The 18,331-nt window shown below is 44.8% G+C and carries 17 protein-coding genes and 1 pseudogene; 5 read left to right on the top strand and 13 right to left on the bottom strand.

What is annotated here, in order from left to right:
* Positions 1-190 precede the first annotated feature (190 nt).
* Both LKE40_14310 and LKE40_14305 read left to right on the top strand, forming a co-directional pair.
* On the top strand, positions 191-2,062 hold the full coding sequence (locus LKE40_14310) for an EAL domain-containing protein (protein MCH3918602.1): 1,872 nt from the start codon (positions 191-193) through the stop codon (positions 2,060-2,062).
* 43 nt (positions 2,063-2,105) lie between these two features.
* Positions 2,106-2,534 carry a hypothetical protein gene (locus LKE40_14305; GenBank protein MCH3918601.1) on the top strand — a complete coding sequence of 143 codons (429 nt, stop codon included), beginning with the start codon at positions 2,106-2,108 and terminating at the stop codon, positions 2,532-2,534.
* Here the strand turns inward: LKE40_14305 and LKE40_14300 are convergent.
* The gene (locus LKE40_14300) at positions 2,531-2,983 is read right to left on the bottom strand and encodes a MerR family transcriptional regulator (protein MCH3918600.1); all 453 of its coding nucleotides are present in this window, start codon (positions 2,981-2,983) and stop codon (positions 2,531-2,533) included. The genes LKE40_14305 and LKE40_14300 overlap by 4 nt on opposite strands.
* A 55-nt stretch (positions 2,984-3,038) precedes the next feature.
* On the opposite strand from LKE40_14300, the gene radC reads away from it, so the two are divergent.
* The gene (gene radC, locus LKE40_14295) at positions 3,039-3,734 is read left to right on the top strand and encodes a DNA repair protein RadC (protein MCH3918599.1); all 696 of its coding nucleotides are present in this window, start codon (positions 3,039-3,041) and stop codon (positions 3,732-3,734) included.
* Between the two features lie 2 nt (positions 3,735-3,736).
* On the opposite strand, the gene hisIE is transcribed toward radC, so the two are convergent.
* From hisIE to LKE40_14245, 10 genes and pseudogenes are all read right to left on the bottom strand, one after another.
* On the bottom strand, positions 3,737-4,342 hold the full coding sequence (hisIE, locus tag LKE40_14290) for a bifunctional phosphoribosyl-AMP cyclohydrolase/phosphoribosyl-ATP diphosphatase HisIE (GenBank protein MCH3918598.1): 606 nt from the start codon (positions 4,340-4,342) through the stop codon (positions 3,737-3,739).
* A gap of 12 nt (positions 4,343-4,354) precedes the next feature.
* Positions 4,355-5,131, bottom strand: a complete 777-nt coding sequence (hisF, locus tag LKE40_14285; protein ID MCH3918597.1) for an imidazole glycerol phosphate synthase subunit HisF — start codon at positions 5,129-5,131, stop codon at positions 4,355-4,357.
* A complete protein-coding gene (hisA, locus tag LKE40_14280; GenBank protein MCH3918596.1) occupies positions 5,121-5,858 on the bottom strand; it encodes a 1-(5-phosphoribosyl)-5-[(5-phosphoribosylamino)methylideneamino]imidazole-4-carboxamide isomerase in 738 nt (245 codons plus the stop codon). Before hisA ends, hisF begins: the two co-directional genes overlap by 11 nt.
* Positions 5,855-6,452, bottom strand: a pseudogene (gene hisH / locus LKE40_14275) (imidazole glycerol phosphate synthase subunit HisH). The gene hisA and the pseudogene hisH overlap by 4 nt, the downstream one beginning before the upstream one ends.
* Positions 6,449-7,597 (bottom strand): imidazoleglycerol-phosphate dehydratase HisB, encoded by a 1,149-nt coding sequence (hisB, locus tag LKE40_14270; GenBank protein MCH3918595.1) that lies wholly within the window; start codon positions 7,595-7,597, stop codon positions 6,449-6,451. Before hisB ends, hisH begins: the two are co-directional and overlap by 4 nt.
* Positions 7,597-8,646: a histidinol-phosphate transaminase gene (hisC, locus tag LKE40_14265; protein ID MCH3918594.1), complete on the bottom strand. Its 1,050-nt coding sequence runs from the start codon at positions 8,644-8,646 to the stop codon at positions 7,597-7,599. Before hisC ends, hisB begins: the two co-directional genes overlap by 1 nt.
* Positions 8,646-9,950, bottom strand: coding sequence for a histidinol dehydrogenase (gene hisD / locus LKE40_14260; GenBank protein ID MCH3918593.1), 1,305 nt, complete (start codon positions 9,948-9,950; stop codon positions 8,646-8,648). The genes hisC and hisD overlap by 1 nt, the downstream gene beginning before the upstream one ends.
* A 4-nt stretch (positions 9,951-9,954) precedes the next feature.
* Positions 9,955-10,815, bottom strand: coding sequence for an ATP phosphoribosyltransferase (gene hisG / locus LKE40_14255; protein ID MCH3918592.1), 861 nt, complete (start codon positions 10,813-10,815; stop codon positions 9,955-9,957).
* Positions 10,816-11,008: 193 nt separating this feature from the next.
* Complete coding sequence (locus LKE40_14250) at positions 11,009-11,626, bottom strand: DUF308 domain-containing protein (GenBank protein MCH3918591.1); 618 nt, start codon at positions 11,624-11,626, stop codon at positions 11,009-11,011.
* A gap of 16 nt (positions 11,627-11,642) precedes the next feature.
* A complete protein-coding gene (locus LKE40_14245; GenBank protein ID MCH3918590.1) occupies positions 11,643-12,452 on the bottom strand; it encodes a hypothetical protein in 810 nt (269 codons plus the stop codon).
* A gap of 237 nt (positions 12,453-12,689) precedes the next feature.
* Between LKE40_14245 and LKE40_14240 the strand changes: the two genes are divergently transcribed.
* On the top strand, positions 12,690-13,034 hold the full coding sequence (locus LKE40_14240) for a DRTGG domain-containing protein (GenBank protein MCH3918589.1): 345 nt from the start codon (positions 12,690-12,692) through the stop codon (positions 13,032-13,034).
* A gap of 56 nt (positions 13,035-13,090) precedes the next feature.
* Here the strand turns inward: LKE40_14240 and LKE40_14235 are convergent, their stop codons facing one another.
* A complete protein-coding gene (locus LKE40_14235) occupies positions 13,091-16,030 on the bottom strand; it encodes an insulinase family protein (protein ID MCH3918588.1) in 2,940 nt (979 codons plus the stop codon).
* A 178-nt stretch (positions 16,031-16,208) separates the two neighbouring features.
* On the opposite strand from LKE40_14235, the gene LKE40_14230 reads away from it, so the two are divergent.
* On the top strand, positions 16,209-16,970 hold the full coding sequence (locus LKE40_14230) for a glycerophosphodiester phosphodiesterase (protein MCH3918587.1): 762 nt from the start codon (positions 16,209-16,211) through the stop codon (positions 16,968-16,970).
* On the opposite strand, the gene LKE40_14225 is transcribed toward LKE40_14230, so the two are convergent.
* A complete protein-coding gene (locus LKE40_14225; GenBank protein ID MCH3918586.1) occupies positions 16,963-18,327 on the bottom strand; it encodes a hypothetical protein in 1,365 nt (454 codons plus the stop codon). The two genes, LKE40_14230 and LKE40_14225, sit on opposite strands and share 8 nt — an antisense overlap.
* Positions 18,328-18,331 lie beyond the last annotated feature (4 nt).

Here is an 18,331-nt window from a genome sequence, read left to right as displayed (position 1 = left end):
ACAGCAATGGAATGTCATCGTAAAAATATCTATTTCCCATAAAAGAGTAGCATTTATTTTGTTTTTTATGTCATAAGTAATGCTTTTTTGCTTATTTTCTTGTAAGAAGTCTGTACATGAACGAATTTATCCTCTATACTCAATTAAAAGGTGAAAGTCGTTTTCCTCTCTCTCGACTAAGGAGCGAACGGTGACAGTCAATTTTTTTCTTCTCTCAGCCAGTCTAGTCATACTACTGATTCTTTTCTTCCGATATCTTGACAATCAGGAAGAAACAGCTTCTGTACGGGCACTCTCCTTGCTGTTTGAGGTTTCTTTGCTTTCATTTGGCTCGACAGTTCTAGCAATAGGTATCGGCAGTATGTCACATTTCATATCTGCTCCATTTGAGAAAATGACGTTGATATTCCTGTTGCTTATATCGTATCTAGCTACCAGATATGTCTCTTGCCTTGTCTACCAGAATAAAAAAAGAAAGCTCCATTTAGATATAGGAGACTTGATGCTGTTGGGAGCAAGCTTGCTCTTCATTTCTTTCAACCGGGAAAATACCTCAGGAAACATCCATCGATTGTCATGGTTGCTTCGTCTGTATGCAAGCAGCATAGCATTGATATTCTTTATGCAAGCCGTTCATATGCTCGTGAAACATGCAAACAACTATACGAAGAAACAACTGTCCGGCTTGATCTTTTATCTAAGTCTGCTCCTTGTTCCTTTTTTATTCGTGCAAGAAAAAACAATGGCATTGCTGCCTGTTTTTCAATTCTTTGCAATTCTTGCACTGCTTAAGAACAGGGAAAATTTTTCCATGGAATCAGAAAACATCCGCGATGAAGGGACCTTGGAAAGATACATTTCATCCCTACTTAGGCAACAAAATTCCTTTCGGGCTATCTTGCTGGACACCACACAGAACAGTACGGAAAGCAACATATCAGTCCTCAAGCATACCCTGTTGGTACAGAAACAATTGGACAACTGGCTGTCGGATTGCAGGAAATGCAAAGCTTTCAGATACCGACACAACAGTTTTGTCCTGCTGACTTCTACAGAAAAAAGCCAACAGGATATCAGGGATTTCCTTGAGGACCATCTCCCCATCAACATCAGGGAAAAAGGCAAAAAGGACATAGTCGTCAATGTCCATCTCATCTGTACTGAAGATCTTCAGGGAGCAACGGATGCCTACGAAATATGTTCTCTATTTGACAAATACCTGACCATTCCGAGTTTATCCGTCATGTCAGACACTGGTACGCTTCTGCAGGACCTCAAGAATCACAGACAAATTGAACATGCTCTGAGAAAAGCTTTGGAAGACCACTCACTTTCAGTATATCTGCAACCGCTGTATTGCCCAGAAAAAGATGCCTTTGTCAGTGCAGAAGCCTTGGCACGGATTGAAGATGACGAACTTGGCTTGTTGATGCCGGACCAATTCATTCCTATTGCTGAAGAAAAAGGATTGATAAATCAGATAGGATTCCAGATACTCGAAGCAACATGCAGATACTTGAAATCAACACAGTTGCCGAGGAACTTCGAAAGGATCAGCATCAACCTGAGTGTCAGCGACTGCCTGAACCCGCACCTTGCCGAGGACATTCTTTCTCTCATGGGGAAATATCAGGTATCTCCTTCCAGATTTATACTGGAAATCACGGAAAGTATTTCTTCCAAGGTACCGTTCATCGAAGAAACAATGCTTAAGCTCCAGCAAGCAGGCATTCAGTTTGCCATCGACGATTTCGGAACCGGATATGCAAACCTAGACGCAGTGCTGAGATTGCCATTCGATATCATCAAGCTTGACCGTTCGCTCCTATATCCCTGTGAGGAGGAAGACAGCTACAGGATCTTGGTTTCTGGTCTGATTGAACTCATCAATAACCTTGGGCTTTCAACGGTAGTCGAAGGTATCGAGACCAAGCATCAGGCACAGATGATCCAATCCATGATGGCAACCTACCAGCAGGGATTCCTGTACAGCAGGCCAATACCGATGCATCATTTTACCAGGCTGCTCAACAAACAGGCTATCCTAAAAGCCTTGAGTTGATCTATGGCTTGCCATTTTTTTTGATTTTGTCGATAGTATTCCTATGAGCAAGCATGATGACTTAAAAGACAAGCTGCAGAAACTGCGCAGCAAGTGGTACGGAACAGATGCCTTGGGCATGTTCCTTCTCTTCCTTTGTGTTCTGTTACAGGTTGTGGCAGCCGTCACCTTCCAATTCGGAATCGGACAAGTTTTTTCTTTTCTCTCCCTTGTTATTCTGATACTTCAGATTTTCAGGACCTTTTCAACGAACAAAGGTACCAGGTTGAAAGAAAACAACAAATTCCTTGAATTGACAGCAAAACCAAGCAAATGGTTCCATGACCAGCAATATTATCATAGGGAAGGGAAAAAAGGATATGTATTCCTCGTCTGCCCCAGCTGCAAAGGAATCTGTCGCGTTCCTAAAAACAAGGGAAAAATCAAAATCACCTGTCCGCATTGCGGTAAGGTTTTCGTCAAGAAAACCTAAGGGCAGTCACTGAAAAAACGACAGCTTTCCTTGAAAGGACAGGTCTTGCAGTCTTCCCCTGGGCATTGGCGAAAGTCAATGCCGGATTCCAATTGTCGGATATGCCAACTTATTTCATCTATCCGTGCTTCAATATTGTTCTTGCGATCCAACGCCTGGGACAGTTTGTTGCGATACAGGTGGAGCAGTTCAGTCCGACGTTTGTCACCGGAAAGGTCATCTGCCCCCATCTGTACGATCATCTTTATCTGTTCAAGGCTGAAATCCAAGGATTTCAGTTCCAGGATTCTGCGCAGATAAAGCAAGTCTTTGTCATCATAGTATCGCTGTCCACCCTCAGACCTACCGGTAGGACTGATCAGTCCAAGGGACTCATAGTAACGTACGGTACGTATCGATACCTGTGCTTTCTGTGCAAGCAATCCTATCCTATATTTTCCTTTTGCCATGTGAATTGTTTAGCATGTTTCATGCAAACTGACAAGTATCCTGTATATATGGAATATGAACTACTCAATCACACAAGCGACCACGCTCAAGATACATGAGCTGCCACAGGAACTCAGGCCTCGTGAACGCCTGGAAAACATTGGAGCCGAAAATCTGTCAGATGAAGAACTGCTTGCCATACTCATCAGTTCAGGAAACAAAAGCCAATCAGTGACAAAAATTTCCCAGGAAGTGGTAAAACTCCTGGACCAGGAGCCTCTGCCCTCCATGGCAGCACTGATGCAGATAAAAGGACTTGGAACAGCAAAGGCATGCATTATCGCTGCAGCTTTGGAACTAGGGCGGAGAAAGACACCACGGGAACAGAAAACCGTCATCCAGGAAGCTGCCGATGTATTCAATGTCATCAGGCATTATGCTTCCCGTTCCCAGGAACAATTTATTGTAATAGGGCTGAATGGTGCTCATGAAGTACTGGAAATAATCGTCGCAGCAGTAGGAACTGTCAATGAATGCCAAGTGCACCCTCGTGATGTATTTGCACCGATTCTGGAAAAAAGAGGAGTTGCTTTGATATTGGCACACAACCATCCGTCAGGAAATCTTTTACCCAGCATACCTGACCGACAGCTGACAGAAAGGATGATAAAATGCGGACGTTTGCTAGGCATAAAAGTACTGGACCATCTGGTCTTCAGTACAGAAAGTTACTACTCATTTGCAGAAAAAGACTTGCTGTCATTTGACTGAAATCAGCTATGCCTTTCCTTCAGACATTCAAGGACTTCCATAAGTTTGACATCCTTGTATGTCAGGAGCACCTGCAAGTGATAAAGCAAGTCAGCAGCCTCACCAATAAGCAGGGATTTGTCATTGTCTTTGGATTCAATGACCAATTCCACAGCTTCTTCCCCGACTTTCTTGGCAATTCTGTTGATACCCCTGGAAAAAAGGCTGTTGGTATATGAACCTTCCACAGGATAATCCCTACGGTCCTCAATGATGCTTTCCAGATAGAAAAGGAAATCCTTGGTATCGCTGTCTTCCATCTTGTTGTCTTCAAAGAAACAAGTATCGGCACCAGTATGGCAGACCGGTCCCATAGGAATTGCCTTGACAAGCAAGGTATCCTTGTCACAGTCAACCTTGATGTCCCGCAGCTGCAGGTAATTTCCGCTGGTTTCACCTTTCGTCCATAGCTGTTGCCTGCTCCGCGACCAGAATGTCACCAGTTTCCTTTCCTGGGTAATCTTCAGGCTTTCCTCATTCATGTAGCCAAGCATCAGCACACATCCGGTTCTCGCATCCTGTACGATCGCCGGTACCAGGCCACCCATCTTGTTGAAATCGACTTCCATACATCTCTCCCTCTACGTCCTGACACTTATTCCATGCAAAGAAAGGTATTTCTTCAACTCAGGAATCTTGATTTCCCCGAAATGAAAAATCGAAGCAGCAAGGGCTGCATCGGCCTTTCCTCTGGTAAAGACATCAATAAAATCTTCCATACAGCCAGCTCCCCCACTGGCAATTACCGGTATAGAGACACTTTCGCTAATTCTTGCGGTTAGGTCAAGGGCAAAACCACCTTTGGTTCCGTCATGGTCCATTGAAGTCAGCAATATTTCACCTGCCCCACGAGATTCAGCTTCCTTTGCCCATGCAAAGGCATCGATTCCGGTCGGTGTACGGCCACCATTGACATAGACTTCCCAGCCTTGCAGATTATCTTTTGAGAATTCATCATTCATCCGTGCATCGATGGCACATACGACACACTGACTCCCGAAATTATGGGCAAGTCCATCAATTATGGCAGGTTGGGCAACAGCCTTGCTGTTGATCGATATCTTGTCAGCCCCGGCTTCAAGCAATACACCTACATCGGCTACATTTCTGATACCGCCACCGACTGTAAACGGAATGTTTATTGCCGAAGAAATATCCTTGACCAGTGAAGCAAAGGTACTTCGTCCCTCAACCGTAGCAGTGATATCAAGAAACGTCAGTTCATCAGCTCCTTGGTCACTGTAGATCTTTGCCAATTCGACAGCATCACCTGCATCCCTCAGATTGATAAAGTTTATTCCCTTGACAGTCCTGCCGTTCCTGACATCAAGGCAAGGTATGATCCTTTTAGCCAGCATGATGTTCCTCCTCGAAATCTTTCAGTTCTTTCAAACTTACATTTCCTTCATAGATTGCCTTGCCTACAATGGCTGCAAAGACACCCTTTCCCGCAAGTTTTTCCAAATCAGCCAGGGAACTGACTCCTCCTGAGGCCACCAGCTCAATTTTCTTTCCATAGGTAGCAATCAGCTTGTCATAGAGTTCAAAAGCCGGCCCAGCAAGCATGCCATCACGGGAAATATCAGTACATACGACCCTCTTCAAGCCACGTTCCAGATAGCTGCCGATAAAAGAAAAAACATCAAGCCCTGTCGTTTCAAGCCAACCTACGGTTGCAATCCTGCCGTTCCTGCTGTCAGCTCCAAGGACAAGCCTGCCAGCTCCGAACTTATCAAGCCATTCCATGACCAACCTGCTGTCTGATGCCGCTATGGAACCACAGGTAACTTTAGATGCTCCGGCAGAGAAAGCCGCAGCAAGCGCATCCGTGGTCTTGACACCTCCACCGAAATCAATCTCAAGGGAAGTAGCAGAAGCAATGGCTTCAAGGACACCAAGATTCTTCGGGCTTCCGCTCTTGGCCCCGTCAAGATCAACCAGATGCAGATGTGTGAGTCCTGCAGCTTCAAAAGCCAAGGCCATATCCACAGGATTCTTTCCATATGCCTTTTTGCTGTTATAGTCACCTTTGCTCAGTCTGACCAGTTGTCCGTCAATCAAATCAATCGCAGGTATGATGATCATAGACGGATCTCCAGGAAATTCTTCAATATCTGTTCTCCTACATGACCGCTCTTTTCAGGATGGAACTGGCATCCCCAGAAATTGTCCTTGTGCAACGAAGCTGAGAATTTGATCCCATCATAGGTACAATCAGCTATAGTCTCCCTGCATGAAGGCACATAATAGCTATGCACAAAGTAGCAGAATTGCCCGTCAGCAACATTCTTCAGCAAAGGATCATCTTTTGTTTCAAGCATATTCCAACCTACATGCGGAATCTTTACTCCCTCAGATGGAGGAAAACGCTGCACAAGCGTAGGGAAAATGCCCAGACAATCCACATCGTTTTCCTCACTATGACGGCACATGAGCTGAAGTCCTAGGCAAATGCCAAGGAAAGGTCGTTTCAATGAAACCAGCACCTTGTCCAGACCTTTTGACTGCAGATACTCCATGGCTGTAGAAGCCTCACCTACACCAGGGAAAAATGACATGGTCGGCCTTTTTCAGGAACTGGATGTCATCACTTACCTTGGCTGTTGCGCCCAGTCTCTGTAATGCACAGAGCACGCTCCGTACATTCCCCGCATTGTATTTTACTATGGCAATCATCACAGTACTCCTTTGGTCGACGGCAACTCATTGCTATATGGATATCGATGGACGGCCATCTTCAATGATTTCGCAAAGCATTTGAATACAGCCTCAATCATATGATGGGCATTTCCCTGGCTTACCTTGAGGTCCAGGTTGCAGGCAGCTGCATCACTGAATGACTTGAAGAAATGTCCAAACATCTCAGTCGGAAACGTTCCTACATATTCTCTCCTGAAAGGTACATTCCAATGAAAGAATGGTCGACCCGAAAAGTCAATGGCACCTTGGGCAAGTACATCATCCATAGGCAACAGGTCAAAACCATAGCGGGATATACCCCATTTATCCCCCAGTGCCTGCTTGATTGCACTCCCCATGACAATGGCAATATCTTCCACGGTATGATGCTCATCGACCTCCAAGTCACCGTCTGCCGAGAGATCCATATCAATCTGGCTATGACGAAGTACCTGAGCCAGCATGTGGTCCAAGAATCCTATACCTGTATGCATGTTTCCCTTGCCGGTCCCATCAAGGTTGACGGATAAGGTAATCCTTGTCTCTGCCGTATTGCGGATTATCGTGGCCTTGCGATCTTCCCGCTCTTCTCCTCCGACCAGGAAGGATGCAATCTCCTGCCAATCATCGCTTATAAAAACAACTGCAGGTGCAAGTTCCTTTCTGTCAGCAAGCAATGCTGCACCGGCTTGTTTCTCAGCAAACAGGATGACTTTACATCCAAGAGAAGACGCAAGCTCCACATCCATCAGCTTGCCGCCGATCAGGAAAGAATGATCCAAATCATATGCCCCTGCAGTATAGGAAGCCAACAAGGAAGGAGAAGGCAAATGTCCAGGACAGTTGTCTCCTTCCAAGGAAAAATCAACATGGACATCATCGAAACATATTCGCTCACCAGCAAGTGTATCCAATACCCATTGATGTACAGGAAGGAACGACTCACGGGAAAAAGCAGCTGTCCCGACGCCCATCTGCTGGGAAAGCATAACCAAAGAAAAATCTCCGAACTTCCTGATCTTTGAAAGTCCTGCAAAAACGCCAGGGATCCAATGGACTTTGCCAAATCCATCCAAGCGGGTATCCTGAAGTATTGTCCCTTCCCTATCCACAAACAAAACAGGGACAAACGGATGTTCTTTCATTATGCCTCCCATGAGGCAATGGCCTCATATGTCTTCCGACATTCTTCTTCGCTTCCAATCGAAATCCTCAGACAGCCGCTGCAACCGAACTGATTGGTACGGTTCCTCACGATTATTCCTTTTCCTGCAAGATAAGACCAGATGCTATCAGCATCAGAAGTCTTCACAAGCAAAAAATTTGCATCGCTTGGATAAACTTCCTTCACACAGGAAAGAGTCTTGTAAAGCTGCTGATATCGTTCCCGTCTTTCAATGATTGCTTTCATTTCCTTATGTACCTGATCCGCTGCAAGCAAGCAATTGACGGCAACTTCCTGGCTTGGCCTTCCGATATTATACGGATATTTCATTGACCGCATCACGGCACAAAGTTCAGGAGAAGCTACAAGGATACCGATCCGAGCGCCCGCAAGTCCCCAGCATTTTGAAAAAGTACGAAGGATGACCAAGTTATCATATTTTGACTGAAGTGAGCGTGCGCTCCCCTTTTCAGAAAAATCAACATAGGCTTCGTCAACCACCACGATACCTTTGAATAATCGGCAAGTTTCTTCTATCTGTTCCAAAGGATGTGCATTTCCGCTCGGATTATTAGGAGAGCAGACAAACATAAGCTTATACTTTGAATCAGCTGTATGGCAGAATTTCCTCAAACTTTCCATATCAAGGCTGAAGTCTTCCTTGAGTGGAAGTTCTACCGAAGCGACATCATTTATATCGGCAAACACCTTATAGGCACCATAGGTAGGAGGAAAGATAACGATGGCATCCTTCCCAGGATTACAGAACATCCGAATCAGATTATCTATGATCTCGTCACTGCCGTTTCCGACTACAGTCATCCCAAAAGGAAGCCCCATCACCTCTTCGATACCTTTTCGCAATGCAGCAGAAGCAGGATCAGGATAACGGTTATACTGTGTTTGGCCGACAAACTGCTTCCAGTTCTCATTGGCATCCACAAACACTTCTGCTTTACCGCTGAAATCATCCCTGGCACAGCGATATGGTACAAGGTTGCGGATATTATCCCTGAGTAATTCTTTCATTATTTCTTCTCCTTTCCCAGCCTGACCTGTACTGCATTGGCATGGGCAGAAAGCATCTCACCCTCAGCCATAGTAACAATCGTATCTGAAAGATGCTCCAGCCCAGCCTTGGAAAGTTTCTGAATCGTTATTTTCTTCAGAAAAGAATCTGTACTCACCCCGCTGTAGCTTCTGGCCCATCCTCTGGTAGGAAGTGTATGGTTTGTACCACTGGCATAGTCACCGGCACTTTCACAGGACCAAGGACCTAGGAAAATTGAACCGGCATTTTCTACCAGATCAGCAAGTTTTTCAGGTTCACTCAGATTGATGACAAGGTGTTCGGGTGCATAGGCATTGACAACCTGTGCACAACGTTCAAGAGAAGGCACCGCCAAGGCATGGGAATGTGCAAGGGAAGGAAGCAGATATTCATGCCGAGGCAACTGTGACAGTTGTTTTTCCAAAGCCCGTTCAATCTTCTGCATGTATGCTGTTGCTTCTTTTTCATCTCCAATGACAACAAGCATTGACTGACTGTCTTTGCCATGTTCTGCCTGACTGAGAAAATCACTGGCAACGAATGCAGGGTCAGAAGTCGGGTCAGCTATGACCATTACTTCACTTGGACCCGCAGGCATATCAATGGCAACTGTTTCACTGACCAACATCTTTGCAGTGGTAACAAAGCGATTTCCAGGCCCGAATATCTTTTCTACAGGAGCTATGGTCTGTGTTCCGTAAGCCATGGCCGCAATTGCCTGCGCTCCACCGCATTTGTAGATGTTAGTGACGCCTCCAAGATCTGCAGCAAAAAGCAGAGCCGGATGTATGGTCCCATCTTTCCCTGGAGGTGTACAAAGCGTCACGGACCGGCACCCGGCAACCTTTGCTGGCAAAGACAACATAAGTACTGTCGAAAACAAAGGGGCAGTCCCTCCTGGGACATACAGTCCCACAGATGAAATCGGGACAATCTTCCGAGAAAGTTCTATGCCTTCCATGGGTTCCAGATACTCCGCTTGAGGCAATTCTGCTTTATGAAAAGCTGTGATATTGTCGGCAGCTTGGCAGATTGCTTTCTTGAGCCTCGGATCAACAAGCCTTTTTGCCTCTGCAATTTCTTCCTGCGTGACCCGCAAAGCGGAAAGCTCCACATGATCAAATTGCCGTGCAAAGTCAAACAAGGCAGTATCGCCTTCAGTCTTGACCTTTGCAAGTACCTTGCAGACAGTCTCCTTGACAGCCTGGTCATCCGCCATACTCCGGGAAAGCAACCTTTGCAGGGCATCCCCTTTCGGATCATAGGTAAAATCCAGCATCATAAGCTTACTCCGTCATCTTTTCAATAGGTGTGACAAGGATACCTTGGGCACCCAAGGCCTTGAGCTGTTCGAAATCTTCCCAGAATGTATCTTCACTGATAACAGTCTGAACAGAAATCCATCCTTTTTCCATCAAAGGAGTTACCGTAGGACTTTTCATACCACCTACAATCTTGGCAACCTGATCAAGTTGCTCCTCCGGTAAATTGAACATGATATATTTATAGTTCCTTGCCTGCATCACAGCATCAATCCGCAGCAGCAGCCTTGTCAGGATATCCCCTTGTGCAGCTCCCAGATCTCTACTGGCAATCATCACCGCACTGCTATAATAAATCGGCTCTACTTCCCTCAGTCCGTTCATAGCCAAGGTAGCACCTGTGGAAACCAAGTCACAGATAGCATCAGCAACTCCGATAGCAGGAGTAATCTCAACAGAACCGGTAACCGTAACGAAAGATGCGGATACTCCATGCTCTTTCAGAATTTTTCCAAGGATATGGGGATAGCTGGTAGCTATGCGCATCCCTTCAAGAGATTGCAGGCCTGCATAGGCGAAATCATGAGGAACCGCAACCGAAAGCCGGCAGGAAGCAAAGCCCAAGTCTTTGATAACTTTCAGGTCAAGTCCCTGTTCATCGAATTCATTACGCCCGACGATCCCCACATCAGCTACGCCCTCTTCGACGTAACGGGGAATATCATCATCACGCACATACAGAAAATCAAGCGGGAAATTTGAAGCAGACTCCTTCAGGACCCTGGAGTCACAGCCAAACTTGATACCACAGGTCTTGATGATTTCCAAACTTTGTTCACTCAGCCTGCCTTTTTTCTGCAATGCAATCTTCAGTCTCGGTTCCATTTCTCACTCCCGAATATAAATTAAGGCCCCCGCTAAGCGGGGGCCCTTGCACATGAACAACAATCCACACCACGCTTAGGTCGGTTAAAACACGTAATGATGATGGATTCTGGTTGTTGTAATCTTCATACTGTGCACCTTATACTTTCACCTAAGTTGTGTCAATACATTGCGTAATATTAGAGAAAAACGATCATTCCAAGGGTTCGACATCTCCTTCAATCGTCTTCGCCTTTGCCTCTTTCCTGAGCCTGTTCAGCCTCAGGCCATACAGGAACATGCCTATCCCACCGACAAGTATGCCTACTCCGATTATCTTCAGTATGATACTGGCTAAATCCGCACTGAACATAATACAGATGATGGCAAGCAGGATATCAACAAGAGCAAGAATCATCTGACTCAGGATAGGAAGACCGCTTTTCCGTTTGACAGTCAACGCCATGAATGCATTTGAGATTCCTGAAACAGCAAGCTGTATTGCAAGAAGATAAAAAACGGCCTTCACGGCTATGGAGGCTGATGTATGTGGATAGACAAGCACTAGGATTCCGACGACAAGATCGACCACAGCAACGATGACTGAGGTAGTATGTGCAAGATGGAATTCAGCATAGATTGATTGCTGGAACAATTCCCGCGCTCCGGTAATGATGCTTCCTATACCAAAAATAACAATCAGGATAGCCAGAACATGTTCGCTATTGGCCAACAGAAGATATAAGCCTAGGACAATCAGGAGTACTCCCAATATCAGGCGAACAAGAAAACTGTTCTTGAAAAAACCATACGTACTTTTTTCCCCACTCATAATAGATACTTCCTCCCTACTGGTGAGACTCGGTTGTCTTTACCGGTATGATTTCCGATAATTTGACATCAATCAGAAGCAATATATTCGGTTCCAGTCCCTGGAACCTGTTTATCCCATTGACCAGTGCAGATGGTACATAGAACAAGTTCTCTGCTCCGGTATGCATGATCTTCAATGCACCCGAAAATACAGATGAAAGAGAATCCATTGAAAACACCTGTTCGCCGTTCGATTGGTCAACGACTTTGCCGTCAAGTGTTGTAATCTTATAGCTGATCTTTACATTCTGACCAGCCTGAGGCATCGGCCCGTCACCCTCACTTAGAACTTTATATTGAATGCCATCTCCAGTCTGTTCTATACCTTCCTTTGATGCATTTTCTTTCAAGAATACCTGTGTCTTTTTCTGGTTGTCCTCTGCCTTCTTATTATATTCATTCTGAGCCTGCAAGATAAGCTTCTTCTGCATTTCCTGAATGATCTGGGCAAGTTCTTCCTTTGTATACAGGCAACGGGAATTTGCAGCATCCAATGCACCTTTTGCATAGTATTTGCCATCCAAGGCTACATTTTGCTGAATCGTTGAGAGAAACAAAAGATAGGAATAAGCATAACTGAACTTCTGTTCCAATGTCGTAGGCAATTCCAAATCATCCAAGTCGTTTACGGTAACGACATGCATCTTCTGGTTGTCCATAACGGTCGCCACAAGCTGAGCAGAATCAGTATTCTTCTCTTCTGCGTTGGGCGCCGGAAAAACTGCAAGGCAGGCAATGGCGGAAAAAAACAGGGATGCAATGCTTGTCTTCATAGCTAGCTTCATGTTGCGTACCTCAGGAATAAGCAGTTTTGTTGCCAAGAATCTCGCATCACCCCATCTGCAAAGACCCCATCCTGCAACAAATCCAGTGATAACCTTACAACAGATCAGCCTATAAGTCCAGCCAAATCGTATCTTTTACCTGTTATATTAGTCTACGTTCGATATTTATACATCAATATAGGTTCAATCCAAGGAAACAGCTATTCAAATTATGCAAAATGATGCTATACTGTTTACATGAAACTGAAAGATGTAGTTAGAATTGTCAACGGACAGCTACTTTGCCATGAGGATCATTTGGAAAAGGAAGTAAAACATGGATTTTCGAGTGACCTTATGAGTGATGTACTGACCATTCTGGAGGATGACGTCCTGCTCATTACAGGTCTGGCTACCAACCAAGTAATCCGGACAGCAGAAATGAGTGATATCTCCAATATATTGATAGTCAGGGATAAGACACCAAGCAAGGCAATGATTGAAATGGCCCAAGAATTAGATATAGCAATCATAGCGACAAAATACTCTTCCTATCGTGCAAGTGCATTGCTATTCCAGGAAGGATTACCACCCGTTTATTGAGAATCATATACTATAAAATCAAAGGCAACCGGAGCTACTGCTCCGGTTGTATCATTTTATAGAGGAAGAGCTGATGGAGTAACATGAAGGATTTCAAGCTTTTCTTTTTCAATTTCAAAGAGTTGCTCTCCGGTAAGCACTGCATAAGAGCTCAGAGGTGAATCAAGCAGAAGCTTTGCCTCTTCCCGTACATCAGCTGCGGTGACAGCAAGAATCGAGTTTCTGGAGAAACGGCGTATATCATCAGTTATTCCGTAAAGAATCCTTCTGAAATCTATCAATGACTGTTGTGCAGGACCAAACGGCCTGAGGTCGCTGGATACATTGCTGACAATGGCATCTTCCAGTCTTTCTTCATCAACATCTGTCTTTGAATATTTTTCCAATACCTGACGGAAATATGAAAGCGTTGATGCTATGTTCGGATCCCGATAGGACGTAAAGATAAACAGACGTTCCAGATTTTCTACGTAGCAATCTACGCCATAGGCACCGCCCTGTCCCCTTATGACAGACCATAAGTCATTGCCAGACAGTATGGAAGCCAAAATGCGCTGAACCGCATTGTCCTTTTCCTTAAGCCCCGCGCCTGGAAGTACCATGCTGGTATAGCTGACATCAGAGGGCAAGGTCATGATACTGACCGTACAGCTTTTCCTTTGAGCAACCTCAGGATAATATCTTTCAGCACAGGCAATCTTTTCTCCAAGAGGAAAACTCTTGATGAAATCATGCAGTTTCTTTTTGTTTTCATTCATCATCTGCCCATCGCAGGTAAGGTGAATTTCCAAGCGATTACGGTTTGTCAATTTCTTCTGAAGGGCTATCAGTTCTTTTGAAATCCGTGGCATATCCTCACGCTGAAGACTGGCAAGAAATTTCCACTGCCTGATTCCCAACAGATATTCCACTTCAAAGTTCTGGTTGGAAAAAACACTGGAAGCAGCAATCGACGCGAGACGATGTCCATTATAAGCTGCCGCAGAGGCATAGATACCCTTGCTATCAACCACGGCAGCCCAGATTCGTTCCAAATCATCCATATGGGCTTCCCGTATGATCCTGCTGATAAAACCGAGGGCTTCTTCCAGATCAGCATCAAGCATCTTTGCCTGCCCCAGCAGGCAAAGCATCTCATTTCCATCGACAGTTTCTCCCCCCTCCATCATCAGCTGGAAACTTCCTGTCAGGTTTTTCATCTTGGTAGTTACCTGGATATAATCAAGTTCTCCTACCCCTGACATATCAAATACACTGTTCAACAGCGGCATCAGAAGCAATTCATCCATACTCAGATCTTCAAGATGCAAGGCAAAATTGACATAGGAAATACCATTGGTGGGCATTTCAAGTTTCCAGATCACACAACCAAGATCACTGCTTTTCTTATGAACGGACGGTATAATCTCTCGGGGAAGATCATCGATATGCAAATGCGGAATCGTAGAAAGGACTTCCGGACTGTCACTGCTTTTCTGAAAAGCTTCAAAGCCCACTGTCTTTTCACGAAGTTTTTTCCTTGCATCCACATCCAAATCCACTGTCATGGCAGTCAACTTGGAAGCAATGACCTTCTTCTGTCTTTCAAGGTGTTTTTCATCAGGTACAGCTGTCAGCAACAACCTGTGATTGTTGTTGATAAGATGTTCCTGCATCCAATCTTCAAAATAACGAGGATTTTCCTTGAGTTTTTTCTCAAGCTCGCGCAAGACGCTTCCTGTTGCAATGGTATGCTCTGGTCCATGTCCGCTCAGCCACCCTCTCAGACATCTTCGCAGAGCAACAAAGCCCATAGGTTTACCTCCAGGAATTTCAAGTTCCTGGAAGCGAAGTCGTTTCAGAGTTCCTGCTACTTGTTCAGCATCAAAACCATCTTTTGCTATTTCCTTCATCTTCCCAAGGAGAAAATCTTCAATTTTTTCAGCATTTGCAGGATCAGCACCAGAAAATCCGACGATAAACGGCATTTGATAGAAATCGGAACTCATCCCACAGACATTGGAAACATCCTCTCCAAGCTTTGAATCAATCATAGCTTTGTATAGAGGAGTTCCCGGTGAACCGATAAGCAGATCAGTCAGGCAGGAGAGCGTCAGTACTTCCAAGCTATCATCTGATTTCGCTGTACTGAATGCCAGAAGGACACTTGAACCTTTTGAGCCATCCTTGGGACAAGTCACACTGGTAGTACGCGGAGTATCCCAATCCAGGCTTTCAAGTTTTGCAGGCGGGGCTTGTATGAGAGAACGGCTGGACAGATATTCCTTATCAAGGAAATCAAAGTATTCACCTATCCTCAATTTTCCATAAAGGAACAGGCGACAGTTGTTCGGGTGATAGTGCTGGTAGTAATAAGCTTTGAACTGCTGATAATTCAAATTGATTATCTTGGCAGGATCACCACCGCTGACAAATGAATAGAGCGAATCAGGGAAAAGCATCCTGATGATACTGGAAAAGATGACATTGCCAGCATCAGAAAAATCTCCGAGCATTTCATTGAATACGACGCCTTCAAACCGGAAATTATCATCATCATCACACGTAAGCCTGATGCCTTCCTGCAAGAAAGTCTCTTCCCTGAGCAATGGGGCAAAGACTGCATCAGTATATACCTTGAACAAGTGCTCGAAATCCTTTGGCAAAGGACTGGCACCCGGAAAAAGTGTTTTTTCAGGATAGGTAAGAGCATTCATAAAAGTATTTGCACTTCCTTTCTGAAGTTCCATGAAAGGATCACGCAGAGGATATTTTTCCGAACCGGAAAGCACGCTGTGCTCAATTATATGGGCAACTCCGCTGTCATTGGTCGGAGTGGTCCTGAATACATAAGAAAAGAAAAGCTCACGGTCATCATTAGCTACCTGGTAGACTTCCATCCCAGTCCTGACATGCTTGAAAAGATATCCTAGACCATGGTAGTCAGGCAGTTCATCAATCTGTTCCAGGCGAAAGCCATTGATTTCATCGCCTACAGAGAATTTAAGGTCACTCATCAACCCCTCCATATTTCGAAACGATAGCAAAATATACAGCTGTAATCAAGTCATAGGCAGCTGCAAGCCACCTCACAGTTCTTAAGTATACTTCATAAGCAGGGACATATAGTGTCCCCCCAAAGCCAACAGACAAAACCTTATTGCAAAACCTGACCTTTCAGGATACGGTTTGAATATGAATAATATCAAAGACAGCAGACCTTTGCTTTACGGTCACCGAGGACTCAGCACGCTTGCACCGGAGAATACCCTGACTGCTTTTGGACTCTGCCTGGAACATAGGATCCATGGCATTGAACTGGATGTCCATCGTGTCAAGACAGGCGAAATAGTCGTTGTGCATGACAGCAATCTGCAAAGAGTCAGCGGAAAGAACCTTATCGTCGAGGACCTGACACTTGACGAAATCAAATCCCTCGATGTTGGTTTACATAAAGGCAAAGCGTTCAAAGGTGAAACAATTCCTCTTCTGGGCGAAGTCTTTGACTTGTGCAAAGACTCTGTTACCTATGATATTGAACTCAAGAGTCCAAAAATATATGTCGGAGAACTTGCCAAGTCTACTTATGAAATCATCAAATCACATGGGCTTGTCCTCAACTGTACCATTTCATCCTTCAACCCCTTTGCATTGAGAGCTTTTGAAAAAACAAGCAACTATTCATTCAGAGATGCAGTCATCTTCAGCAACAATCGGGAAGTTCCTTGGCTATTGAGAAAAGGTTTCGGAAGACATCTCTGCCACTGCAGCTATCTAAAACCTGAGCACATTCAAGTCACTGAAAAATTCATGGAAAAGATGAGTGTTGATGATTATGATGTTGTCTGCTGGACCGTGGATGATCCTACGGAAGCAAAACGGGTAGTCAATCTGGGTGTAAGTGGTGTCATCAGCAATAATCCCCTGTTGCTTCAAGGAACCGGTCTGTTCAGGTAGAGGACAGCAATACAGCACATAGTCTATTGGCTATACCGGCAAAAGCCTTTTTGCGGGCTTCCGCCTGGTCTTGTCCGTTTGCACAGAACTGCTGCAAATCGGAAACAAAGAGCTTGTTACCATCCGAAACACGGTAAAGTTCCACGGAACCTGAAACCAAGGCAGAGGCATCGGTACCCATTTGTTCGTCAACAATTTCTGCTTTGCACAGTACAGCATACTCACATCCGTGCAACTTTGCCTGAGCAAGGATTTCATCCACATCATCCTGTTTTATCGCAAGTGTATAGACAGAATTATCACAAGAAAGAAGAAATGATGACAATATGTTATCCATACCGGAAGTGTCCAACGGATTCTGTGTCGCATCATTGGCCAGTGTATCCAATGCCAGTTTTTTCCCATTAAGCAGTATCTGCTTGTCATAACTGATTATACGTCCATGATTAGCGGCTTCTACTTGGTCGTAAGCATCCATATAACCAGCTTCTTTCAATTTTTCCAGCTGCTGGGTCAAATCAAGCCTCACGGTCATAATACCCGATGCCGTCAACTGCCTATTCGGAATCGACAAATGGAATTGTCCGTCCTTCTGTGTAACAAAACTATAGGAAGCCGTATAAGAAGCATTTACAGCATTGAATGCACGATAAGTTACAAAGAACTTTGCACCGACGACATTAGGGTGGATAAATCCCGAATTTCTTCGCACTCTGATAGTACAGGTAGCCTTGCTTCTTTCAAGATCCTTTATCGAAACAGAAAGATTACCAATCATCTTTATGGCACGGTCCAGCAGGACTTGCAAGCTGAAAGCAGCCTCACCTATCGGCCCTTTTCGTGCCAGCATATAGGCATCAAGCAAATCTACGATTGCTTGATAGTCATTATTCTGTCTATAAGCGGCATCACTGCTGTTGATAAGTTCCTGGACCTTTGCCTCACAGGAAGCAACGGCTTCTTTATATTCATCACGGCTTTGCTTATCATAAGTATCCGTTACGGACATCAGGACATAGGCTTCCCAGCTGCCGTCCCGTCCTTGTTCCATATATTGATATTCGAGCTTGAAACGTCCATTCTCAGCCTCAGAAGTCCTGGCAAGTTCATCCGCCAATACGGATACATCGCCATTACCTCTTTCTTTCATAAAGACCTGCAATGCAAATTTGCATGCATTGAAAACTGCATCCTGCGATTTTACAGCTTCTCCGAAACCATGATAACAGACCTTACCTTCGATTTTTACCTGATGATCAATCCAATATGGTCTGTCAGACAGTCGTTCGGAACCTGTAGAAATACAGGAAATCATTAAAACCAGACTGATGCACAGCAAAACACCCAGTTTTTTCATATTT

The sequence above is a fragment of the Spirochaetia bacterium genome (assembly GCA_022482625.1).
Lineage (GTDB): Bacteria > Spirochaetota > Spirochaetia > Sphaerochaetales > Sphaerochaetaceae > Pleomorphochaeta.
Note: the sequence above shows the minus strand (reverse complement) of the source record. Positions and strands in the feature narration are given on the sequence as shown.